Source organism: Bacillus cereus, assembly GCF_025917685.1.
Taxonomy (GTDB): Bacteria; Bacillota; Bacilli; order Bacillales; family Bacillaceae_G; genus Bacillus_A; species Bacillus_A cereus_AT.
On sequence record NZ_CP089518.1, the window covers coordinates 4,280,491 to 4,301,690 of the forward strand.

Consider the following 21,200-nt stretch of genomic DNA (forward strand, 5'->3'; position numbering starts at 1 on the left):
AGGGAGATACGTAAATTAAATCAATACACCTTGAACATTTTGCAAGGAACCTGCTACTATTTTCCCATTTTTCATTACGGCTGGTCGCTTTGCTCGTCTAGCAATCGCTTCTGCTGAACAAGTAGCTTGTAAGAAGACGAAATCAGCTTTATCTCCTACTTTAGGCCAAACTTGATTTCCTTCTTGATCCAATGGCGTTTTTCCATCTGTAATATACGCTAAAGAAGAAGATAAAGACTTCTCATCAATCCAGCGATACTTTTCTGCTAAACGCCCTACTCTTTCAAAAATATCAGCATTTCCAAATGGTCCCCATGAATCAAACATACTATCGCAACCTAAAGAAACGGAAACGCTTTTTTCTGTAAGCAATGGTACTGGCGGCATATTTCTGTTAATTGGTACTGTCGTAATAATAGACATTCCTCTTTCAGCTAATAAGTCTGCCATATCTGCCCCTTCTTCTTTAGATACGTCTCCTAGGCTAAACGCATGACTGACCGCAACACGTCCGTCCCAACTAGCATCCTCTGTAAATTGAGCTAACTTTTTAATTGTATAAATACCTAAATGCCCTGCATCATGTAAATGCAAATCAACATCTGCATTTGCCTCTACAGCAATTTCCATCATATCAAAAAGTGATTTTTCAATATTATTATCTACAGTAGCTGGATCTACACCACCTACTAAAGTTGCGCCCATTTTCATCGCTTCTCTCATAAGAGAATGTGCTTCTGTACGAAGTAAACCGTGCTGCGGGAATGCTACGATTTCATATGTAAACGCACCTTTCATATTTTCTAAAGTTTGACGTACAGATTCTAAGTTTTTAAGACCAATATACGGATCAATATTTACATGCGTTCGTATATGAGTCGAACCAGCATTTAAAATATTTCTTAGTAACAACTCTGCTCTCTCTCCAGTTGTTTGAGCTAAAATTGGTAACTCCTGCTGTTCTAACTCTAATCTCTCAATAATATTTTTTACTGGTGTGCACGCTTCCCACGGGCCACCAAGTTTTGTTTTATCAAGGTGAAAATGATTTTCCACAAACGACGGAAGAACAAGCAATTCTTTCGCATCTTTCGTTTCATATTCTGTTTGAAGCGGTACATCCGCAAGTACAATCTTCTCAATCTTTCCATCCTGTATGAGTAAATGATGCAAAGCTGTTTCTGTACCTGTAACTACTTCATTATTAAACTTGTAACCTGTTTCTAATCGTACATTCGTTAACCAATACACATTTTGCATTTCAATCATCCTCTCAAACAAGATTATTTATAGCCGTTTTTTGCAAACTACCAGCAACAACATTTCCTTTATATAAAACAGCACAGCGCTCTGTTTGTCTTGCTACTACCTCGGCTGAACATGACGCTTCTGTAAAGACGATATTTGCTTCATCCCCAATTTTTGGCCATTGACGATTTCCTTGATCATCTAATATAGATTTCCCACCCGTAATAAACTGAAGTGCTTTCCCTAAAGAGCGCTCGTCAATCCATCTAAATCTCTCCGCTAGACAATTTGCCTTTTGCAACATATCTCCTGTTCCAAATGGAGACCAATGATCAGTTATACTATCGTTTCCTAGTGAAACTTTTACACCTTTACGATTTAATAACGGAACTGGAATTACATGTCTACTAATTGGAACTGTTGACGTTATATCAACGCCTAATGCCGCAAGTCGTTCAGCCATTTCCTCCGCTTCTTCTACGGATACATCTCCAAGTCCAAGAGCATGACTAATTGTCACTCTTCCTTGCCACCCTGCTTCTTCTGTTAACGCAGCTAATCTCTTCATTGTAAATATTCCAAGTTGATCCGCGTCATGTAAATGAATATCAATGTCTGAATCAAACTCTACTGCAATATCTATAATTGTATTTAATGATTTTTCAATATTACCGTCTACAGTAGCTGGGTCTACTCCACCTACTAAATGAGCTCCCATACGCATAGCGTCTTTTACAAGCCCTACGGAATTACTTCGTAACAAACCGTGTTGCGGGAATGCTACAATTTTTGCTGATAACTTATCTTTATACGTTTCTAGTGCCGCAATCGTTGCTTCTAAATTCCCAAGACCAATTACAGGATCAATATTGCAATGTGTTCGAATATTTGTCGCTCCATTTTCAAGAAGTAATTGCAACATTTTCTCCGCTCTACTCTTTGCAGTTTCTAATTGCTTCGGAAGAATAGTTTGCTCCTCATGAATACGAGTGAATATACTTTTTACTGGTGTACACGCTTTCCACGGTCCACTATAATACGTTTTATCAATATGAATATGCATTTCTTCAAATGCTGGTAATGCCAGTAAACCATTTGCATTTACTACTTCACCATCTTGCTCCGATACAATCCCAGTTAATATCTTCGTAATCTTTCCATCTTCAATAAACAAACTACAAATTTCCGTTTCTGTACTTGTAATTCGCGATTTCTCATATACGTACCCACATTCAAGTTTCACATTCGTTAACCAATATTGTGATTTCACACTCACTTTGTCAATCTCCCCTCGCAATATGATTTTTCTACTTCACAAATGAAACAAAAATAGATAAAAATTTCTATCAGTGTAAAATGATGTTTTACACTGATAGAATTTCCTATTTTACTGTAGTTCTACACCTTCCAGTCGCAAATACCCAGATGGATCAATCCAAAATCCTTTTATATTTTTCGTGGTTGCAGCAATATGATTAATCCCTCGAATTGGTACTAATAAAGCATCTTTTAATTCAATTTCTTGTAACTGTTTATACAATTCTTTTCTCTTAGTCTCATCTTTTTCTTTTCTAGCATCTTCTATTAATTTATCTACTGCCGGATTACTATAGAAGAATTGGTTACCAGTTGCTCCGTGTGAACTAGAATGGAATAAATTATATTGATTATAGTCACCATCACCTGTTGCGTTTCCCCATCCTCCAACAAACATCGCATGTTCTGATTTATTCGTTGCAGCTAAAAACGCACCATATTCCATAACTTTAATTTCTACATCAACGCCAATCCCTTTTAATTGAGATTGAATTACTTCCACTAACGCCATTCTAACTTTGCTGTCATTCGTCCAAATTGTTGTTTTAAACCCATTTGGATAACCAGCTTCTGCTAATAACTTTTTCGCAGTATTAATGTCATACTTATATCCTTTTACGTCTTTCGTATAACCGAATACTTTAGGCGTCATTACAGAGTTCACTTCAGTCCCAACATTGTTATATACTCCTTTTAAAATCCCTTTTGTTTCAATCGCATGTGCAATCGCTTGACGAACGAGCGGATTATCAAATGGCTTTTTCTCCACATTAAATCCAATATATTCTACACCCAAACCTTCATTTTCAATTAACTCCATAGATGGTGAATTCTTCACTCGCTCTACTTCAGTTACTGGTAAATTCTCTGCAATGTGAGCTTCACCAGTTTCAATCATTCCAATACGTGTTGCATCTTCTGGTACTACTTTGAATACAACTTCATCAACCTTTGTTTTTTCACCCCAATAATTTTTATTCTTCTCAAGGCGAATTTCTTCACCTGGTTTCCATGACTTAAAAGTATATGGACCTGTCCCAACTGGATGCTGGGCTAAACCTTTTCCTTTTTCATCAATTGCTTTCGGACTTAAAATACTTCCTTCATTACTTGCGAAAATAGATAAAAGAGGTGCGTATGGGTATTTCAATACGAACTGTACTGTGTATTCATCAATTACTTTTATTTCTTGAATCATGGAATAAACAGTTGCTCGATTTGAACCTACTTTCGGGTCTAATACACGTCCAAAGTTTTTCTTTACTGCCTCAGCATTAAATGGTGCACCATCTTGGAATGTCACTCCTTGTTGCAACTTAAATTCCCAATTTAAATCATCAATTTGTTTCCATTCCTTTGCTAACATCGGCTTAAAATCCATGTTTTTATCTCGTTGTACAAGATTTTCATACACTTTATGGTACACAACACTTGCGGAAGGGATGTTTGTAATAAAATGCGGATCTAAATTATCAGCATCTGACAGTCTAGCAATTGTTAAAACGCCGCCTTCTTTTGTCCCTTTGCTTCCTGACCCTTCATTTCCTGTCTTCGTATTAGATGAACACCCCGCTAGAAAAACTGAAAGACATAAAATTGTGATAAAACAAATCACAAGTCCCCTTTTGAATCTCATCGCCCTTCCCCCTCCACTTTCTTTTATCTCTACATCCTAAAGCGAAACCTTAAACCTAGCTTTCTATCCCCCTATTTTCTAATAGCAGATCATTCCACCACCCTCTCTTTTTTCAATTTTGTCTATGTATTTGTAATTATAAATAACTTTGTGGAAAAAGTTTTTAAACATCTTTACTTCTATTTGCACTTTCTTTACTATTTGAATTTTCTGATTTTTTTGAAACATCTTTACTTCTATTTGCATTTTCTTTACTTATTGTTTTAAAATCGTTGACTGGTTTTAATTTTCTGATAATTTATTCATAAAGAAAGGGAGGTATGAAAAATGGAAGTTCGTCTTTCTAAAGAAGAAAATACTTCTTTACAAACGATTCAAACGAAGAACACATCGAAATGGATAATTAGCTATCGAAAACTGAAAAAAAATAAGATGGCATTTATCGGGGGTAGTATCGTTCTTTTCTATATTTTAATAGCTATATTTGCCCCATTGTTAGCACCCTATAATCCATTTGATATTCAGTTAGTTAACAAATTACAACCACCATCTATGGAACATTGGATGGGAACAGATGATAAAGGTAGAGATATTTTAAGCCGCCTTTTACACGGGACACGCCTTTCATTACTTGTTGGATTTTCTTCTGTATTTATAGGGGCATTGTTCGGCATTATTCTTGGTATCATTTCTGGTTATTACGGCGGATGGTTTGACACAATTATTATGCGAATCATTGATATTATGCTAGCTTTCCCTGGTATTTTACTTGCTCTTGCCATTGTAGGCGCACTAGGACCAAGTCTTGTGAACGTAATTATCGCTATTGGCTTTTTCTCAATCCCTATGTTCGCTCGTATCGTTAGAGCTTCTACATTAACAGTAAAAAAATTAGAGTATATCGATGCTATAAGAGCACTAGGGGCAAATGATTTTACTATTATTATGAAACACATATTCCCTAACATCTTATCACCTATTATCGTCCAAGCTACTTTACGCTTAGCTACAGCAATTTTATCTGCAGCTGGATTATCATTTTTAGGACTTGGAGCGCAACCACCTTCACCTGAATGGGGTGCCATGTTAAGTAATGGACGCGACTTTTTATTTACCGCACCACATATCGCAATGTTTCCTGGAATCGCAATGTCTACACTCGTAATCGGTTTAAACATGTTTGGGGACGGATTACGTGATGCACTAGATCCTAGACTTAAAAAATAGAAAGGGGCATTACACATGCTAATGTTTATATTTCGTAGAATACTACAATTAATTCCCGTTCTTTTCGGCGTTGTATTCGTTGTTTTCTTAATTATGCAAATGGTACCCGGTGATCCAGCTCTCCTTATTGCTGGTGAAGGAGCATCAAAAGAAACTGTCCAGCAAATACGTCACCAATTAGGATTGGACAAACCTTTTATCATGCAATATTTCTCTTATATCGGAAATATATTACAAGGCGACTTTGGGGTTTCGATTCGTTCTAATCGCCCAGTGTTAGACGAAGTATTAATTCGCCTTCCAATCACTATTGAACTCGCACTGTGTAGTATCGTCATTACAGTTGTAATTGGGATGATTGCTGGCATCATCTCTGCTACAAAGCAATATTCTTGGACAGATGTTTCTATTATGATTATCGCTTTGTTAGGTGTCTCATTACCAAGCTTTTGGTTTGGACTTATGCTTATTTTCTACTTCTCTGTCCAAATTCAAATATTCCCCGTTTCTGGTTGGGGAACTTGGATGCACATGGTTTTACCAGCACTTACACTAGGTGCATCCGGCGCAGCAATTGTAGCACGTATGACTCGCTCAAGTATGCTTGATGTTATACGCCAAGATTATATACGAACAGCAAGAGCGAAAGGGGTAAAAGAAAGAGTCGTTATATATAAACACGCTTTGAGGAACGCATTAATTCCCGTTATTACTGTTGTTGGATTACAATTTGGTGCTCTTTTAGGCGGTACAGTTTTAGTAGAATCAGTTTTTGCTATAAATGGACTTGGAAGATTGATTGTGGACGCCATCCGAATGAGAGACTTACCAATGTTACAAGGGGGCGTATTAATCGCCTCGGTCATCTTCGTTCTAGTCAATCTTATTGTTGATATTTTATACCGTCATTTCAATAAACGTATTGAACTTAATTAAGGGGGGTGCACAAACATGAATAAAAAGGAAGAGATATTACAAGTTAAAGATTTAAAAACACATTTCTTTACAGACGAAGGTGTAAGCAAAGCGGTTGATGGTTTAAATTTCTCTGTTTCTAAAGGAGAAACACTCGGCATCGTAGGTGAATCTGGTTGTGGGAAGAGTATCACTTCTCTATCCATTATGAGATTAATCGACCGAGAAAGCGGCAGTAAAATTGAAGGCAGCATTTTATTTAAAGGAAAAGATTTATTACAACAAAAAGAAGCTGAAATGCGCGCAATTCGTGGAAATCAAATCTCAATGATTTTCCAAGAGCCAATGACATCTTTGAATCCAGTATATTCTGTTGGGGAACAGATCGCAGAAGCAATTCGTATCCATCAAAAATTAAATAAAAAAGAAGCTTGGAATAAAGCCGTCGATATGTTGAAACTAGTTGGAATTCCTTCTCCTGAAAAGCGTGCAAAACAAGAGCCACATGAACTAAGCGGAGGAATGCGACAACGCATTATGATTGCAATGGCACTTGCTTGCAATCCAGATTTACTCATTGCAGATGAACCAACAACTGCTCTTGACGTAACAATTCAAGCTCAAATATTATCACTTATGAAATCACTTCAAAAACAACTCGGTATGGGGATTATCATGATCACCCATGACTTAGGAGTCGTGTCAGAAACATGCGATAGAGTCGCCGTTATGTACGCTGGAAAAATCGTCGAATATGCAGATATCGAGCATATATTTACTAGCCCAAAACATCCTTATACAATCGGACTTCTTCAATCTCTTCCAAGACTCGATACAGACCAAGAAGAATTACAAACTATTCCTGGGTCCGTACCGAGTCCATACCATATGCCGAGTGGATGTCGCTTTGCTGATAGATGCACACATGCAAAAGAACTATGTCACAATACTCTTCCAGAACTTCAACTCACGCAAGATGGAAGCGAAGTTCGATGCTGGATGTTTACTGACCTTTGGGATAAATCATCTTCAGAAGAATTGGAGGTATTATAAAATGTCTACTGCTACGCAAATAAATAAACGAGAGTTATTACAAGTACAAAACTTAAAACAATACTTCCCTATAAAAAAAGGGATTCTAGGACGTTCTATTAGCTATATTAAAGCGGTTGACGATATTAGCTTTACAATTTACGAAAAGGAAACTGTTAGTATTGTTGGTGAATCTGGTTGCGGAAAATCCACCACTGGGCGTGCAATATTGCGCCTTGATGAAGCAACAAGTGGAAAAATTATATTTCAAGATAAGGATTTACTAGAATTAAATAACTCAGCAATGCGAAAGATTAGAAAAGATTTACAAGTTATTTTTCAAGATCCCTTCGCTTCTTTAAACCCTCGGCAAACTGTAGGGAGTATTTTAGAAGAAGCTATGACCATTCAAAACGTATGTCCAAAAGGAGAAAGGAAAGCAAAGGTTATTGAGTTACTCGGGAAAGTTGGTCTTCCACCTGATGCAGTGAAGCGCTATCCACATGAGTTTAGTGGCGGACAACGCCAAAGAATTGGAATTGCTCGCGCCTTAGCTGTTAATCCAAAACTCATCATTTGTGACGAAGCTGTCTCCGCCTTAGATGTTTCAGTGCAAGCACAAGTATTAAATTTATTAAAGCAGTTGCAACAACAATATGGGTTAACATATTTATTCATCTCTCACGACTTAGCTGTCGTTCGTCACATATCAGATCGTATCATTGTAATGTACCTTGGTACCATTGTGGAGATTGCCGATAAACATTCTCTTTTTAACAATCCGCAACACCCTTACACAAAAGCGCTTCTCTCAGCAATTCCTACCATTAGTGCAGGAACGAAAAAAGAGCGTATTGAACTTAAAGGAGACCTGCCCTCTCCTTTAAACCCGCCAACAGGCTGTCGTTTTCATACTCGTTGTCCGTATGCCATTGAAAAATGCGCTACGCAGCAACCAAGTTTTCAATCTATAAGTGAAGATCATAAAGTAGCCTGTCATATCATTTGATCCGAGTCTGAATAATAGAAATATTTACAACACTTTAGTATAATAATAAAAAACAAGATTGAGGTATGTATGTTAACTTATGAAGCATTTGCTGTATTAATAACTATACTTGTCTTAGCTCCAATTTTTGGAGCTATTATTTTATTATGTTTATTTATTTTTGAAAAACGAATCGACTTACTAGAAAGTGAAAAGAAAAAAATAGCACTAGAACGAGAGTTGCAACAATCTTTATATCATCAACTTACTCAACAAATTCAGCCTCATTTTTTATTCAATACATTAAATACAATTTTAAGTTTAGCTCGTCTACAGAGAACAGATGAAGTTGTCAAATCACTCGAAATCTTTTCTCTATTTTTAAAAGGAAAATATAAAACAACAGATTTGTTAATTCCTATTTCTGAAGAACTAACCTATACGAATTATTATATTGAGATTCAAAAAATGCGATTTCGCTCAAGGCTTTCAGTAAGCATTACCTCTTCTGAAGATTTACATAACGCCCATATTCCACCTTTCGTGATTCAAACGTTGGTTGAGAATTCCTTTAAACATGGGCTAGAAAAAAAAGCTGGTCAAGCAATTTTAAATATTCATCTATACAATACAAATAACCGAATTATACTTCTAGTATCCGACAACGGTACTCAAAACGAACCATTTACTTCCCATACGGAAGAAAGCGGATACGGACTTGAAAATATAAAACAACGATTTCAGTTATTCTTTCAAGAACAAACTACGTTCTCTTTCCTCTCTACAAAAGAGAACGGCACGAAAGTAGAAATCACATGGCCTTTCATCACAGAAAAAAACACAGAGGAGGTAATACAAAAATGAACGTGCTATTAGTAGATGACGAACCACTGGAACTGGAACAATTAGAATTTCTTATCCACCGTCAGTTTCCTAATTGGACACTGCATCTAGCTTTAGATGCGGATGCAGCTTTAAGTATAAATGAAAAATTCTCGATTCATTTAGCACTTTTAGATATTCACCTTCCAGGCATATCCGGCCTACAACTAGGTGAAAAATTAAAAAATAATAACTCTAACTTGGACATCATCATCGTAACCGCATATCAAAATTTCGATTATGCAAAACAATCTATTCGTCTAGGAGTTATTGACTACATAACAAAGCCAATTATAGAAAAAGAACTCATTGATGTATTACAAAAGTACAAAGGAGTTTCCAATACTCCTTCCTACTCACGTATTATTCAAGATACATTAGACATCATCCATGAAACTTTTCATGACAAACTACACTTGGCAGACATCGCAGCTAAAGTACATACAAATCCGACTTATTTAAGCCGACGGTTCCATGAAGAAGTAGGTATTTCATTTTCCGGATATATCATGCAATATCGGATTGAAATGTCACAGAAATATTTAACGGAGCACCCTCATTGGTGTATCTCTCAAATCTCTGAACGATCTGGTTTTAATAGTCAGCATTATTTCAGTACTGTTTTTCGTAAAATGACCGGAATGACTCCGAAAGAATATAGAGGCGAGGGATAAATTGTGACGAAAAACAACTCAGCTTTCACACCTTTACAATTGGGTATCGGAACTGGTACTGTTCTTTTATTATCTAAATGGGTCGCAAGTATATCGACGCTCGCTTTACCTGAATCTATTATCAATTATGGGCTAATCGCTGGTATTCTTTATGCGATGATTGGCCCTTTTACTCTTATTTTATTGGGGATTTTAATAAAAAAAATACGTTCTACATTCCCAGAAGGAGAATCCATTCACGATTACTTATCTTATAAACTTTCTCACAAAGGATATATAATTGTATGCTCTTTCCTTGTTCTATTAAGTATAGAAAGTATGTTCATTCAAACGAAAGTTGCTAGTATTTTACTTAATGTTTTTTTTCATATTCCATATACATTGGGTTCTTTCCTTTTCATTACCCTTTGTACAATATTCGTAATGTTAAGTAACGCTAAGCTATTTACTAAAATGGCTATTATGCAAACTGTATTAATGTTTTCTACCATGATCATTATTCCAATTTATTTTTTTGTGCAAGATGGCATTACCCATGTATACGATGGAATTCGCTTATATCACCCGTATTTGCTATTTTATGAAAATATAAACGGAATATATTTTCTTACTGCCGGCATTCTCATCGAAACAGGCAGAGTATTAATAAGCCCTGCATCTTGGGATAAAGCTTTCCGTATTCATCCTAAAAAAATCATTCCGACTTTTTTACTATCAGGATTTATATGGATTACCATCCCTTTGGCGTTCGCTTCTCTAATTATGATAGTTATCTTTAGTGGAAGCTTAGATCATTTATACGATCTTCTAGCTCAACTTCCAAAAAAAATAGAATTTACCATTTTATTTTATCTACTCGTTATCGGCTCTTTAAGCGCAATAACTTCTAGTTTTATTTCTTGGATGCATGGATTTACTAAACTCATTCGAGATTTTATACCGATGATACGTACAAAAATAAATTTCAAATTATATACAGCTCATTTTATTTCTATAACTATCGGATTTTTAGCTTTTTTCATTACAATTACTACAAACTATACTATTTTAGAAATTATTTTTTTCTTTGGTATTCTTTATACATCTCTTATCATCACAATATTATTCGTTATTTTCAGCAAACAAAAGATCAGCATCATTATACCGCTCATCTCGATTATTGGTACCCTTACCGGTTATGTAACTTACTTCTTAATCAGTCCTTTAGCGAGCATTTGGGTTAGTATAGCGGTTACTCTTTCACTAAGTATTTGTTATATGTTTTCACATTGGATACACCAACAATTCAACTATAAAATGAAACAATAATATAAGGCCCTTTTGGTGGTTTAACTTTGCTACCTAAGGCCTTTTTTTACTTTTATCGCAAACTATTGTACTGCGCTATAAATTAGATTCATTGTTTATATAATCCCGTATCTAAATTGTAAAACACAGTTCACTTTATAAAAAATGTAATACAACCTCATAGTCTTCTCATAAAATTCCATATAGAATAGAAGTATACAGTTTGCTATAAAAAGGAGTGGATTGGACAATGTCAAAAAGATTATATAAATCCGAAACTGATAAAATGTTATTTGGTGTATGTGGTGGTTTAGGAGAATATTTTGATATTAGCTCTACTCTCATTCGCATACTTTGGGTTATTGCTATTTTATGTTTTGGAACGGGTTTTTTAGTTTATTTCATTTGTTTATTACTTATGCCACGCTCTTACTAATAACTTCATTCAATACATTTGAACAAAACGTATAAAAAATCCCCTATAGTTTTTTCTATAGGGAATTTTTTCATGAAGAGTATTTCATCGTTAAATGTAATACTGCCACTTCATCTTCTTCATTCTTATAACTATGTTTCTTATTCGCTTCAAATTGAATGGAGTCAAACTCATTTAGCTCATACACATCATTCTCCACTTGAATAGATACTTTCCCTTTCATTACCGTTACAAGCTCAATAGCACCTTCATGATGAGCTTCCGGTTCATATATACTATTCGCTCTTAAACAAGCACGGTGCATTTCCATCCCTGTTTCTTTCGTGTAACGGAACATCGTTTCTAAATGCCATGCTTGTCCTACATCTACTGCAAATCCCTCTCCGCAGCGCGCAACAGCTACAGGTTCTCCAACAACCATTAATCTTGATAAAGGAATCGATAACCCTTTCGTTATTTTCCAAATGACAGCTAACGTTGGATTCGTTTCCCCTCTTTCGATTTTTCCTAATGTCAATTTACTAACCCCTGTTTTTTGGGCTAATTCTTCTAAACTTAGTTTTTGTTCATTTCGAATTTGTCTTAATAACTGACCTACTTGCTGGATCACTTCTTTTGTTTGCATATCCTCATTTTCTTTCATCTATAAAACCACCTTAAAATATAAAATAGTTTACTTTTATTGTACTTAAGTATATTATACTATACATAATTATTTAATTCCGAAAGGAGTGCTATATTTCATGCGCGCAATATTATTAGGCCTTTTATCATCAGCCTTCTTTTCTGCAACCTTTATTATTAATAGAGCGATGAACGTATCTGGAACAAGCTGGGCTTGGACAGCTTCCTTCCGTTTTTTATTTGCTCTCCCTATTTTATTCCTTATCGTTTTATTTCGCAAAAACTTAAGGGGGTTATGGGCAGAGTTAAAGAAACATCCATTTGCATGGATCGGATGGGGTTCCGTTGCAGGGATTGGTTTCTATTCTTTATTAAGTTTCGCCGCTGTCTTCTCTCCAGCTTGGCTCGTTGCTGGAACTTGGCAAGTTACTATATTAGCAGGTTTGCTTTTATCGCCATTATTTTTCATTAAAATAGAAACAAAATCAGGTACAAAACTTGTACGTGGAAAAATTCCACTACGCAGTTTATACGTCGCTTTATTTATTTTACTTGGTGTAATTTGTATGCAAGCGACTGAAGCAGGCCACATTACAATGAATCAGTTCATTTCAGGCTTTTTACCTGTCGTTTTAGCAGCTTTCTTATATCCCTTCGGCAACCGAAAAATGATGGAACTTGTTGGCGGACGTCTTGATACATTCCAACGTGTATTAGGAATGGCAATTGGAAGTCTTCCTATTACAATTCTCCTTGGGATATACGGATTTTCCACTACTGGTATTCCATCATCAACTCAAATGCTTCAAGGATTTTTGTTAGCACTATGTTCTGGAGTTATTGCGACGATGACATTTTTCTTTGCTACTGATTTAGCAAAAGACAATCTTGCTTTACTTGGAGCTGTTGAAGCAACACAAGCTGGAACGATGGTCTTTACCGTGCTTGGTGAGATTATTTTCTTAAATGGTTCATTCCCTAGTGGTCTGTCACTGATTGGGATGATTATTATCATGTTAGGAATGGTCGTAAATAGCGTTTTAAACCGTTCTGTTCCAGTTATTAAACAAAAAAATCGGCATAAAAATAGATATGGTTCTTCTTCATAGAACCATATCTATTTTTATTGTCTCCCTATTTCGCCTTATCAGAATAGTATTTCATTAGCTGTTTATACTAAAACTTATGTTATAATACGTTTCATGCGCATTAATAGGAGGTAAATTATGTTAAAAAAAGCAATCGCTGAATTTATTGGTACATTTGTACTTGTATTATTCGGAACTGGAGTAGCTGTTACTGGCGGCGGAATTGAAGGAATTGGAACACTAGGTATCGCTATGGCTTTCGGTCTATCTATTGTAGCTATGGCATATAGCATTGGAACAATTTCTGGATGTCACATTAACCCAGCAGTATCAATCGCTATGTTCATCAACAAAAGAATGAACGCTATGGAACTTTGTTATTATGTATTAGCTCAAATTTTAGGTGGTTTATTAGGAACTGCAACGTTAGTAACAATTTTACGCTCTGCTAAAACACCTTTAGATAATTTAGGACAAAATAGTTTTGGAACTCTTGGTTTATCTGGAGCATTTCTAGTTGAATTCATTTTAACTTTCGTATTTGTTTTAGTTATCGTTGCTGTAACTGGTAAAAAAGGAAGTTCTTCTTTAGCTGGACTAGTAATTGGTTTCACATTAGTATTAATTCACTTATTAGGCATTCCGTTAACTGGAACATCTGTTAACCCAGCTCGTAGTATCGCACCAGCTCTATTCGCTGGCGGAGAAGCACTTTCTCAACTATGGGTATTCATCGTTGCCCCAATTCTTGGTGGTATCGTAGCAGCTGTTGTAGGAAAGTTTATTTTAAATACTGAAAAATAGAATTTTCAATATTTCCGAATAAAAAAAGCGAGCCCTCATTATGAGGAAGCTCGCTTTTTTATTTTTTAATTTTCGACTTTAAATTTGTAACTAACTGCTCTACCGTTACATTTGCAAGTACGTTTTCCATCGCTTCTTGCGATTGCATTAAAACAATCTCTAATACCGATTGAATATTAGCTCCTACTGGACATTCAATGTTGGGATTTTCATGGAAAGAAAATAGATGTCCTTCTTCTACAACTTCCACAGCTTTATATACATCAAGTAATGTAATTTCATCTAAATCACGAGCAAGTGTCGTACCACCTTTACCAGCTTGTACATCAACAAGTCCTGCTCTCTTCAACATTCCTGTAATGCGACGAATCACAACTGGATTTGTATTCACACTACCAGCAATCCATTCAGAGGTACAGCGAGAGTTTCGATCTATCGCAAGTAACGTTAACATATGAACACCTACTGTAAAACGACTACTAATTCCCATCTGCACACCCTCCTTTTTATTCATTCTATTAAAAGACAACTCTTATTATTATATACTATTTTTAATTTATACATAAAGAAAAAGCATGATTCCATTAGAAAATCATGCTTTTCTCCCATTATTGACGCTTTATAAATTTCGCTAAATCTTTAAACTTCACTTTGTCGGAGTAATTCATTACACCGTTTACGTAGATACGGCTTGTAACAGCGTTTAATATACCGATTGTCGCCAATAAGACTACTAATGTTATCGTAATTTCCAACATACCTGCTTCACCAGCTACAATCCGTGAAAATGTGACCATAGGAGTAAAGAACGGAACATATGAACTTACAACAACGATAGTACTATTCGGATCACTTAATGATTTAATACTAATAAAGAATGCAGCCATGATTAAAATCATTACTGGGAAAGATACAGCTTGTAAATCCTCCGTCTTAGACACGACAGCTCCAGCAGCTGCATACATCATCGCATATAGTAAATACCCCGTAATGAAATACACAAGGAACATGCTTATAACCTTTGCATCTAATTTGGTAAAGTCAATTGGAATACCAAATAATGAGGCACTTTCTAAATCGACCCAACCTAACAAATAAGGAATAAGGTAACCACACGCCAATATTACAAGTTGCAATAACGCCGTTGAAACAACCGCTAAGATTTTCGCATACATCATCGTAAGTGGCTTTACTTTCGGAAGCATTACTTCCATTACACGTGACGCCTTTTCAGATGCAATATTCATTGCAATTGTATTTCCGAAAGCTACAATAAACATATACAAAGCAAATGTAAAGAAATACGCAATTCCGAAAGAAGATGTACGATCTTTTATCGCTTCTTGCTTCACTTGAATTTCTGCTTGTAATTGCTGCGCAATTTCTGGTGAAACATTATTTTTTGCAATCGTCACCATCGTATATTGTTGTTTTAAATAGCCTGCCATAATTGCAGAAGTTGCTTGGCTTGGAAATCCATTATACATATATGTAACCGCTGGAGTCCCATCCTTTTCCATCACATGGAATAGACCATCTAAATCACCTTCTTCTACTTGCTTATGCAGTTTATCAAAATCATCCTTTGAACCAACCGTTATTTTTGCTGATGGCAATAGCTTATTTAGCTCTTCTTTTTGTACTTTGTATGTGGAGCTCTCTACTACAACTGCAATTTTATCTTTATCCTTATTTTTATCATCACCTGAAGTAAAATGATTAAATGCAAAAATCCCAAACACAACTAAAAATAAAATCGCACTCGTAATTAATGATTTTTTAGATAAAAACGCTTCCCTAAAATAAAATGAAAATACATGAGAAAATTTACGCATCGTTATTTCGCCCTCTCTACAAAGATTTCGTTCAACGTTGGCTCTAACATTTTAAATTGTCGTAAGCTAACACCTTGTTCTTGCAATTGTTGCAAAATCTTTAGAGCTTCTGCATCGTCTTGTACTTTTACATAAAGAAGGCCTTGTTGTTTTTCATACGGGACTTGTATAGCTTCTAATCCCTTTTCATTCTCTGCTATATCTTCAATCGTTAAATTACGGAAACCGTATTCCTTCTTAATATCACTTAACTGTCCCTCTACAACTGCTTCACCCTTTTTCAAAATACATACATGCTGGCAAAAAGCCTCTACTTGCTCCATACGGTGACTTGATAAAATAATTGTCTTTCCGCTCTGTACTTGTTCTCCAATAATACTAGCTAGCATTCCAGCATTAACTGGATCAAGTCCGCTAAAGGGTTCATCCAAAATAAGGAGTTCTGGATCGTGAAGAAGAGCAGCTATCAATTGAATTTTTTGCTGATTCCCTTTTGAAAGTTCTCCAGCCGTTTTAAATTTATATTCTGGAATTGCTAAGCGTTCTAACCAGTAATCAATTGCAAGATCCACTTCTTTTTTCGTCATTCCTTCTAATCTACCAAAATATCGCAACTGATCTATTACTCTACTTTTTGTATATAGTCCTCTTTCTTCTGGTAAATATCCAATTGTTACCCCGCTATCACCAAATGTTTTTCCATCCCACGTAATAGAACCTTCATTTGGCGTTAATAAACCTAGTAACATTTTAATTGTCGTTGTTTTCCCTGCACCATTTCGGCCAAGTAACCCTAACACTTCACCTTTCGGTAACGAGATTTGCAAACCATTAACTGCTTTAGATTCTCCGAATATTTTTGTTAAGTTTTGAATTTGTAAACTCAATGTATAAAGCCTCCCCTTTAGTATCATTCGTACCCTCTGTTAAAGCCTATGATTGTTCAGGATGAAATATAGTACTATATTTCATTCTCTTATATGTATCGCTACACCTAACCCATCATTTGTTTCATTTAGTTAAAATTGTAAATAAAAATCCTGTTTTCGTCAATTATACTTGTCATTACGACAATAAAACTTGTCAAAACAATTATTATTATTTGACTCATCTTTCTAATATAAGACAAACTACTACATATACAAAAGACAATATGCAAATGTTCATATAAAAATATTATATTTTAATATATAATATAAAATGATTTTCTAACATCAAGGAGGATACATATGAAGATGAAGAGGGGTATTACCACTTTATTATCTGTAGCCGTTCTTTCCACATCGCTTGTAGCATGTTCAGGAACAGCTGAGAAAACAGTGGCGAAAGAAGAAAAAGTAAAATTAACAGACCAGCAATTGATGGCTGATTTATGGTATCAAACAGCTGGTGAAACGAAAGCACTTTATTACCAAGGATACAATATTGGTCAATTAAAGCTTGATGCAGCTCTTGCAAAAGGCACAGAAAAAAAACCTGCTATCGTACTTGATTTAGATGAAACTGTTTTAGATAACAGTCCTCATCAAGCTATGAGCGTAAAAACAGGAAAAGGCTATCCTTACAAATGGGACGATTGGATTAATAAGGCTGAAGCTGAAGCCCTTCCAGGCGCAATTGATTTCTTAAAATATACAGAGTCTAAAGGTGTAGATATTTACTACATCTCAAATCGTAAAACGAATCAACTAGATGCAACTATTAAAAACCTTGAGCGCGTAGGTGCTCCTCAAGCAACGAAAGAACATATATTACTACAAGACCCGAAAGAAAAAGGAAAAGAAAAACGCCGTGAACTCGTTTCTCAAACACATGATATTGTTTTATTCTTCGGTGATAACTTATCTGATTTCACTGGTTTTGATGGAAAATCTGTAAACGATCGTAATCAAGCAGTGGAAGAATCAAAAGCACAATTTGGTGAGAAATTCATCATTTTCCCTAACCCAATGTATGGTGATTGGGAAGGCGCTTTATATGACTATAATTTCAAAAAATCAGATGCAGAAAAAGATAAAATCCGTCGTGACAACTTAAAATCATTTGATGCAAAATAACAAAGAGGATGGCTTTCGCCATCCTCTTTCATTTTCCCTTCTCTGTTAAAGGCAAGATAAACACTTCCACACGTCTATTCTTTGCCTTTCCTTCTTGTGTATCGTTCGGAGCAATTGAACGATATTCTCCGTAACCAATTGTACTAAATTTTTCTGGTTGCAATTCTTTATTTTGGAGTAATACTTGCATAAAATTAACTGCACGCTGCGTACTTAATTCCCAATTCGATGCAAACTGCGCATTGGCAATCGGGACATTATCAGTATGACCAGCTACTGTAATTTCACGAGGTGACGCTGAAACAAGTAGGTTAGACATCTCTTTTGCAATCCCTAAAGATTCTAATTTCACATCTGCTTTCCCCGAATCAAACAGCACATTCTCTAGTATTGTCACCATTAATCCCTTTTCAGTTAATTCAGTTTGAAAAGCAGAGGATAATTGCTTCTTATTAATATATTGATCAATCTTTTTTTGTAATGATTTTAACTCATCCATTTCTTTTTTTTCTTCGGCTCTAGCTTCTTTTTGTTTTTTTTCTTGTTCCGCCTCAAGGCTACTTGCTGATAATTCTTTTTCATCATTTGGCTTTTGATCACTTAAAAACTCTTTATTTCCTGTTCCACCTGCTAGTTCACTGCTAAAAGCAACTGCCATCTGTTTAAATTTCGCAGCATCTATACTACTCATTGCAAATAAAACAATAAACAATGCAAACAACAGCGTTAGCATATCAGAATACGGAATTAACCACGTTTCATCAATATGTTCGTCATGCTTTTTCTTTTTATTTCTTCTATTCTTCCTACTCCGCATTTTTTCCCGCTCCTTTTTCTAGCTTTTTACGCTCAGTTGCAGAAAGCGCACCTAAAATGCGGTTTTTCATAATAAATGGATATGTACCTTCTTGTAATATTAATAAACAATCAATAATTAAACGTTTCTTCTCTAATTCAGCGGCAGACTTTTGCTTTAATTTATTTGCAAATGGATGCCATAACACGTAACCTGAAAAGATACCGAAAATCGTTGCAATAAATGCACCTGAAATAGCATGTCCTAACTTTTCAATATCAGTTAAATTTCCAAGTGCAGCTACAAGACCAATAACAGCACCTAAAACCCCTAATGTCGGTGCATATGTACCAGCTTGAGAAAAAATTGCCGCTCCTTTTGCATGCCTTTCTTCAATTGATTCTAATTCAGCTTCTAAAATTTGTTCTAAATCTTCTGCGGATACGCCATCAATCACAAATTTCATACCACGTAAAAGAAACTCATCCTCAATTTTATCTAATTGTTGTTCTAAAGACAAAATACCGTATTTTCTACTCTCGGATGTCCAATGAACAAATAACTCTAGTAACTGTTCATAGCTTAAATCTTTTTTATTTGAACCAAAAAGAACTTTAAATAATTTTGGAACTCTTTTTAGTTGATTCATCGGAAATGCAATACATACTGCAGCAAATGTACCGACAAAAATAATTAGTGCCGCGGCAGGATTCAGTAAGGCCATTACGTCAGCGCCCTTGACGACCATTCCTACTACTACCGCCAATACTCCTAAAATGATTCCAATAATTGTTGCAAAATCCATTCCCATTCACTCCTAGTCTATACAAGAAGTCCTTTACTCTCATAATCGTTATATCTTCTTATATATATATAACATAAAAAATGAATTTCGTGAAAGATAAGAAATGAATTATATGAAAAAACACTACAATTTCACACATTTTCTGACATTTTCTTTGCATTTCTATTACGTTATGACTCTTATATTTCTTTTTCAATAAACTAGACTTATAATAACAACGATACATATTTTATTAAGAAAGGACTGTGATTACAAGGCATCATGAAAAAGATAATAATTGTTTCTGCCGCTACTATTGTAATCGGTATCACATCTTTCGCTTACTTTGGTTCTAAATCACCACTACAAAACGAGGTAAAGGCTGTCGAAAGTCAAAAACATAGTAACCATCAAAAAGAAGAGATTCCTGCTTTTCCAAAAGCTAATCATAATGCAAAGAAACTAGACAATAATTTTTCAGTTGTAACAAATCCAGATTCTGCTCTTGTATTAGTTAATAAACATCGAAAACTACCAGATGGGTACATTCCAAAAGATTTAACGAAACCGAACGTACCATTTACTAGTCCAAAAGATAAAGAGAAAACATTACTTCGTAAAGATGCTGCAGATGCGCTTGAGAAAATGTTCCAAGCAGCGAAAGACGAAGGGTTAGAACTTACAGCAGTTTCAGGTTACCGTTCTTACAAACGTCAACAGTCATTACATAATACATATATTAAGCGCCAAGGAAAAACTGAGGCTAATTCGGTAAGTGCAATTCCTGGAACAAGTGAGCATCAAACTGGTCTAGCAATGGATATTAGCTCAAAATCTGCTAAATTCCAATTAGAACCAATCTTCGGAGAGACAGCAGAAGGAAAATGGGTCGCGAAACATGCTCATGAGTTCGGATTTGTCATCCGTTATTTAGAGGATAAAACAGAGACTACAGAGTATTCATATGAACCGTGGCACTTGCGATACGTTGGTAATCCATACGCTACATACATATATAAACATCATTTAACATTAGAAGAAGCGATGGAAGGCAAAAAATAAGAGAGCAATTTGCTCTCTTATTTTTCTTTCACTCTATCACTGTAGTAATTTTCTCTTCCATTCTTCAGGCCACGGTTCGCCTCTTCCCGTTTTTTTCGATGCTTGAACCATCATACCGCGTCCAACTAAACACACTTCCCCTTCTGCATTTTTGACCATATAGTGTAAATCTAAAGAGGAATTCCCAACCGCTCCAGCCTTTACATATACTTTCAACTGCTCATCAAAATAAATTTGTTTAATAAAATTACATTGTAGATCTGCAACAACGATCATCGTTTCTGATGATTCATGTGTCCATTCTTGCATAAATCCGAGCTCTTTAAATAATGCGATACGAGCTTCTTCAAAATAAGTAAAAGCAACGACATTATTTACATGTCCAAACATATCGACTTCACCAAAACGAACTTTCACAGGATTGTAAAATGAAAAACCACTTTCCCATTGCTCAAAGTCTTCGATATAAGAAATCCTCTTCATTGCTACCTCTCCTTTTCACTTTTAA

The 21,200-nt window shown here is 35.4% G+C and carries 22 protein-coding genes; 12 read left to right on the forward strand and 10 right to left on the reverse strand.

Features of this window, described 5'->3' with window-relative positions:
- Nucleotides 1–15: 15 nt before the first annotated feature.
- The 3 genes from LUS72_RS22240 to LUS72_RS22250 form a co-directional block, all read right to left on the reverse strand.
- Nucleotides 16–1,260: an amidohydrolase family protein gene (locus LUS72_RS22240; protein ID WP_264448269.1), complete on the reverse strand. Its 1,245-nt coding sequence runs from the start codon at nt 1,258–1,260 to the stop codon at nt 16–18.
- Nucleotides 1,261–1,273: 13 nt separating this feature from the next.
- Complete coding sequence (locus tag LUS72_RS22245; protein WP_264448270.1) at nt 1,274–2,524, reverse strand: amidohydrolase family protein; 1,251 nt, start codon at nt 2,522–2,524, stop codon at nt 1,274–1,276.
- Between the two features lie 111 nt (nt 2,525–2,635).
- Entirely contained in the window at nt 2,636–4,201 is a 1,566-nt protein-coding gene (locus LUS72_RS22250; protein WP_264448271.1) for a glutathione ABC transporter substrate-binding protein, read from the reverse strand.
- 327 nt (nt 4,202–4,528) lie between these two features.
- Between LUS72_RS22250 and nikC the strand changes: the two genes are divergently transcribed.
- From nikC to LUS72_RS22290, 8 genes are all read left to right on the forward strand, one after another.
- Complete coding sequence (gene nikC, locus LUS72_RS22255; RefSeq protein ID WP_199636731.1) at nt 4,529–5,428, forward strand: nickel transporter permease; 900 nt, start codon at nt 4,529–4,531, stop codon at nt 5,426–5,428.
- A 15-nt stretch (nt 5,429–5,443) separates the two neighbouring features.
- Nucleotides 5,444–6,364, forward strand: coding sequence for a nickel ABC transporter permease (nikB, locus tag LUS72_RS22260; protein WP_000928489.1), 921 nt, complete (start codon nt 5,444–5,446; stop codon nt 6,362–6,364).
- Nucleotides 6,365–6,379: 15 nt separating this feature from the next.
- Complete coding sequence (locus LUS72_RS22265) at nt 6,380–7,396, forward strand: ABC transporter ATP-binding protein (protein ID WP_264448272.1); 1,017 nt, start codon at nt 6,380–6,382, stop codon at nt 7,394–7,396.
- A 1-nt stretch (nt 7,397) separates the two neighbouring features.
- Nucleotides 7,398–8,384, forward strand: a complete 987-nt coding sequence (locus LUS72_RS22270) for an ABC transporter ATP-binding protein (RefSeq protein WP_264448273.1) — start codon at nt 7,398–7,400, stop codon at nt 8,382–8,384.
- Nucleotides 8,385–8,453: 69 nt separating this feature from the next.
- A complete protein-coding gene (locus LUS72_RS22275) occupies nt 8,454–9,227 on the forward strand; it encodes a sensor histidine kinase (protein ID WP_264448274.1) in 774 nt (257 codons plus the stop codon).
- Nucleotides 9,224–9,919, forward strand: coding sequence for a response regulator transcription factor (locus LUS72_RS22280; protein WP_264448275.1), 696 nt, complete (start codon nt 9,224–9,226; stop codon nt 9,917–9,919). The genes LUS72_RS22275 and LUS72_RS22280 overlap by 4 nt, the downstream gene beginning before the upstream one ends.
- Nucleotides 9,920–9,922: 3 nt before the next feature.
- A complete protein-coding gene (locus tag LUS72_RS22285; protein ID WP_264448276.1) occupies nt 9,923–11,227 on the forward strand; it encodes an SLC5/6 family protein in 1,305 nt (434 codons plus the stop codon).
- Nucleotides 11,228–11,456: 229 nt separating this feature from the next.
- The gene (locus tag LUS72_RS22290) at nt 11,457–11,642 is read left to right on the forward strand and encodes a PspC domain-containing protein (RefSeq protein ID WP_097830535.1); all 186 of its coding nucleotides are present in this window, start codon (nt 11,457–11,459) and stop codon (nt 11,640–11,642) included.
- Nucleotides 11,643–11,712: 70 nt separating this feature from the next.
- Here LUS72_RS22290 and LUS72_RS22295 read toward each other — a convergent pair whose 3' ends face one another.
- A complete protein-coding gene (locus LUS72_RS22295; protein WP_097830534.1) occupies nt 11,713–12,285 on the reverse strand; it encodes a helix-turn-helix domain-containing protein in 573 nt (190 codons plus the stop codon).
- 100 nt (nt 12,286–12,385) lie between these two features.
- Between LUS72_RS22295 and LUS72_RS22300 the strand changes: the two genes are divergently transcribed.
- Both LUS72_RS22300 and LUS72_RS22305 read left to right on the forward strand, forming a co-directional pair.
- Entirely contained in the window at nt 12,386–13,375 is a 990-nt protein-coding gene (locus LUS72_RS22300; protein WP_097830533.1) for a DMT family transporter, read from the forward strand.
- Between the two features lie 117 nt (nt 13,376–13,492).
- Complete coding sequence (locus tag LUS72_RS22305; protein ID WP_097830532.1) at nt 13,493–14,158, forward strand: MIP/aquaporin family protein; 666 nt, start codon at nt 13,493–13,495, stop codon at nt 14,156–14,158.
- A 58-nt stretch (nt 14,159–14,216) separates the two neighbouring features.
- Here the strand turns inward: LUS72_RS22305 and LUS72_RS22310 are convergent, their stop codons facing one another.
- The 3 genes from LUS72_RS22310 to LUS72_RS22320 all read right to left on the reverse strand — a co-directional run bounded on the left by LUS72_RS22310 (nt 14,217) and on the right by LUS72_RS22320 (nt 16,880).
- Complete coding sequence (locus LUS72_RS22310) at nt 14,217–14,648, reverse strand: Rrf2 family transcriptional regulator (RefSeq protein WP_097830531.1); 432 nt, start codon at nt 14,646–14,648, stop codon at nt 14,217–14,219.
- Between the two features lie 118 nt (nt 14,649–14,766).
- Nucleotides 14,767–15,993, reverse strand: a complete 1,227-nt coding sequence (locus LUS72_RS22315) for an ABC transporter permease (RefSeq protein ID WP_264448277.1) — start codon at nt 15,991–15,993, stop codon at nt 14,767–14,769.
- Nucleotides 15,994–15,995: 2 nt separating this feature from the next.
- Complete coding sequence (locus tag LUS72_RS22320) at nt 15,996–16,880, reverse strand: ABC transporter ATP-binding protein (protein ID WP_264448278.1); 885 nt, start codon at nt 16,878–16,880, stop codon at nt 15,996–15,998.
- Nucleotides 16,881–17,222: 342 nt separating this feature from the next.
- Here LUS72_RS22320 and LUS72_RS22325 point away from each other — a divergent pair, with 342 nt between their 5' ends.
- A complete protein-coding gene (locus tag LUS72_RS22325; RefSeq protein WP_097830528.1) occupies nt 17,223–18,050 on the forward strand; it encodes a 5'-nucleotidase, lipoprotein e(P4) family in 828 nt (275 codons plus the stop codon).
- A 28-nt stretch (nt 18,051–18,078) separates the two neighbouring features.
- Here LUS72_RS22325 and motB read toward each other — a convergent pair whose 3' ends face one another.
- Nucleotides 18,079–18,867 carry a flagellar motor protein MotB gene (gene motB / locus LUS72_RS22330; RefSeq protein ID WP_097830527.1) on the reverse strand — a complete coding sequence of 263 codons (789 nt, stop codon included), beginning with the start codon at nt 18,865–18,867 and terminating at the stop codon, nt 18,079–18,081.
- Nucleotides 18,857–19,651 (reverse strand): flagellar motor stator protein MotA, encoded by a 795-nt coding sequence (gene motA / locus LUS72_RS22335; protein WP_097830526.1) that lies wholly within the window; start codon nt 19,649–19,651, stop codon nt 18,857–18,859. The genes motB and motA overlap by 11 nt, the downstream gene beginning before the upstream one ends.
- Before the next feature lie 261 nt (nt 19,652–19,912).
- Between motA and LUS72_RS22340 the strand changes: the two genes are divergently transcribed.
- Nucleotides 19,913–20,692 carry a M15 family metallopeptidase gene (locus LUS72_RS22340; protein ID WP_097830524.1) on the forward strand — a complete coding sequence of 260 codons (780 nt, stop codon included), beginning with the start codon at nt 19,913–19,915 and terminating at the stop codon, nt 20,690–20,692.
- Between the two features lie 36 nt (nt 20,693–20,728).
- Here the strand turns inward: LUS72_RS22340 and LUS72_RS22345 are convergent, their stop codons facing one another.
- On the reverse strand, nt 20,729–21,175 hold the full coding sequence (locus LUS72_RS22345) for an acyl-CoA thioesterase (protein WP_097830523.1): 447 nt from the start codon (nt 21,173–21,175) through the stop codon (nt 20,729–20,731).
- Nucleotides 21,176–21,200: the final 25 nt, after the last annotated feature.

What these genes read in the sequence shown, in the direction of transcription:
- motB (WP_097830527.1), bottom strand. Translation starts at nt 18,867, where the DNA reads ATGCGGAGTAGGAAGAATAGAAGAAATAAAAAGAAAAAGCATGACGAA.
- motA (WP_097830526.1), bottom strand. Translation starts at nt 19,651, where the DNA reads ATGGATTTTGCAACAATTATTGGAATCATTTTAGGAGTATTGGCGGTA.
- nikB (WP_000928489.1), top strand. Translation starts at nt 5,444, where the DNA reads ATGCTAATGTTTATATTTCGTAGAATACTACAATTAATTCCCGTTCTT.
- LUS72_RS22345 (WP_097830523.1), bottom strand. Translation starts at nt 21,175, where the DNA reads ATGAAGAGGATTTCTTATATCGAAGACTTTGAGCAATGGGAAAGTGGT.
- LUS72_RS22265 (WP_264448272.1), top strand. Translation starts at nt 6,380, where the DNA reads ATGAATAAAAAGGAAGAGATATTACAAGTTAAAGATTTAAAAACACAT.
- LUS72_RS22315 (WP_264448277.1), bottom strand. Translation starts at nt 15,993, where the DNA reads ATGCGTAAATTTTCTCATGTATTTTCATTTTATTTTAGGGAAGCGTTT.
- LUS72_RS22295 (WP_097830534.1), bottom strand. Translation starts at nt 12,285, where the DNA reads ATGAAAGAAAATGAGGATATGCAAACAAAAGAAGTGATCCAGCAAGTA.
- LUS72_RS22280 (WP_264448275.1), top strand. Translation starts at nt 9,224, where the DNA reads ATGAACGTGCTATTAGTAGATGACGAACCACTGGAACTGGAACAATTA.
- LUS72_RS22340 (WP_097830524.1), top strand. Translation starts at nt 19,913, where the DNA reads ATGAAAAAGATAATAATTGTTTCTGCCGCTACTATTGTAATCGGTATC.
- LUS72_RS22270 (WP_264448273.1), top strand. Translation starts at nt 7,398, where the DNA reads ATGTCTACTGCTACGCAAATAAATAAACGAGAGTTATTACAAGTACAA.
- LUS72_RS22310 (WP_097830531.1), bottom strand. Translation starts at nt 14,648, where the DNA reads ATGGGAATTAGTAGTCGTTTTACAGTAGGTGTTCATATGTTAACGTTA.
- LUS72_RS22275 (WP_264448274.1), top strand. Translation starts at nt 8,454, where the DNA reads ATGTTAACTTATGAAGCATTTGCTGTATTAATAACTATACTTGTCTTA.
- nikC (WP_199636731.1), top strand. Translation starts at nt 4,529, where the DNA reads ATGGAAGTTCGTCTTTCTAAAGAAGAAAATACTTCTTTACAAACGATT.
- LUS72_RS22300 (WP_097830533.1), top strand. Translation starts at nt 12,386, where the DNA reads ATGCGCGCAATATTATTAGGCCTTTTATCATCAGCCTTCTTTTCTGCA.
- LUS72_RS22250 (WP_264448271.1), bottom strand. Translation starts at nt 4,201, where the DNA reads ATGAGATTCAAAAGGGGACTTGTGATTTGTTTTATCACAATTTTATGT.
- LUS72_RS22240 (WP_264448269.1), bottom strand. Translation starts at nt 1,260, where the DNA reads ATGCAAAATGTGTATTGGTTAACGAATGTACGATTAGAAACAGGTTAC.
- LUS72_RS22290 (WP_097830535.1), top strand. Translation starts at nt 11,457, where the DNA reads ATGTCAAAAAGATTATATAAATCCGAAACTGATAAAATGTTATTTGGT.
- LUS72_RS22325 (WP_097830528.1), top strand. Translation starts at nt 17,223, where the DNA reads ATGAAGATGAAGAGGGGTATTACCACTTTATTATCTGTAGCCGTTCTT.
- LUS72_RS22305 (WP_097830532.1), top strand. Translation starts at nt 13,493, where the DNA reads ATGTTAAAAAAAGCAATCGCTGAATTTATTGGTACATTTGTACTTGTA.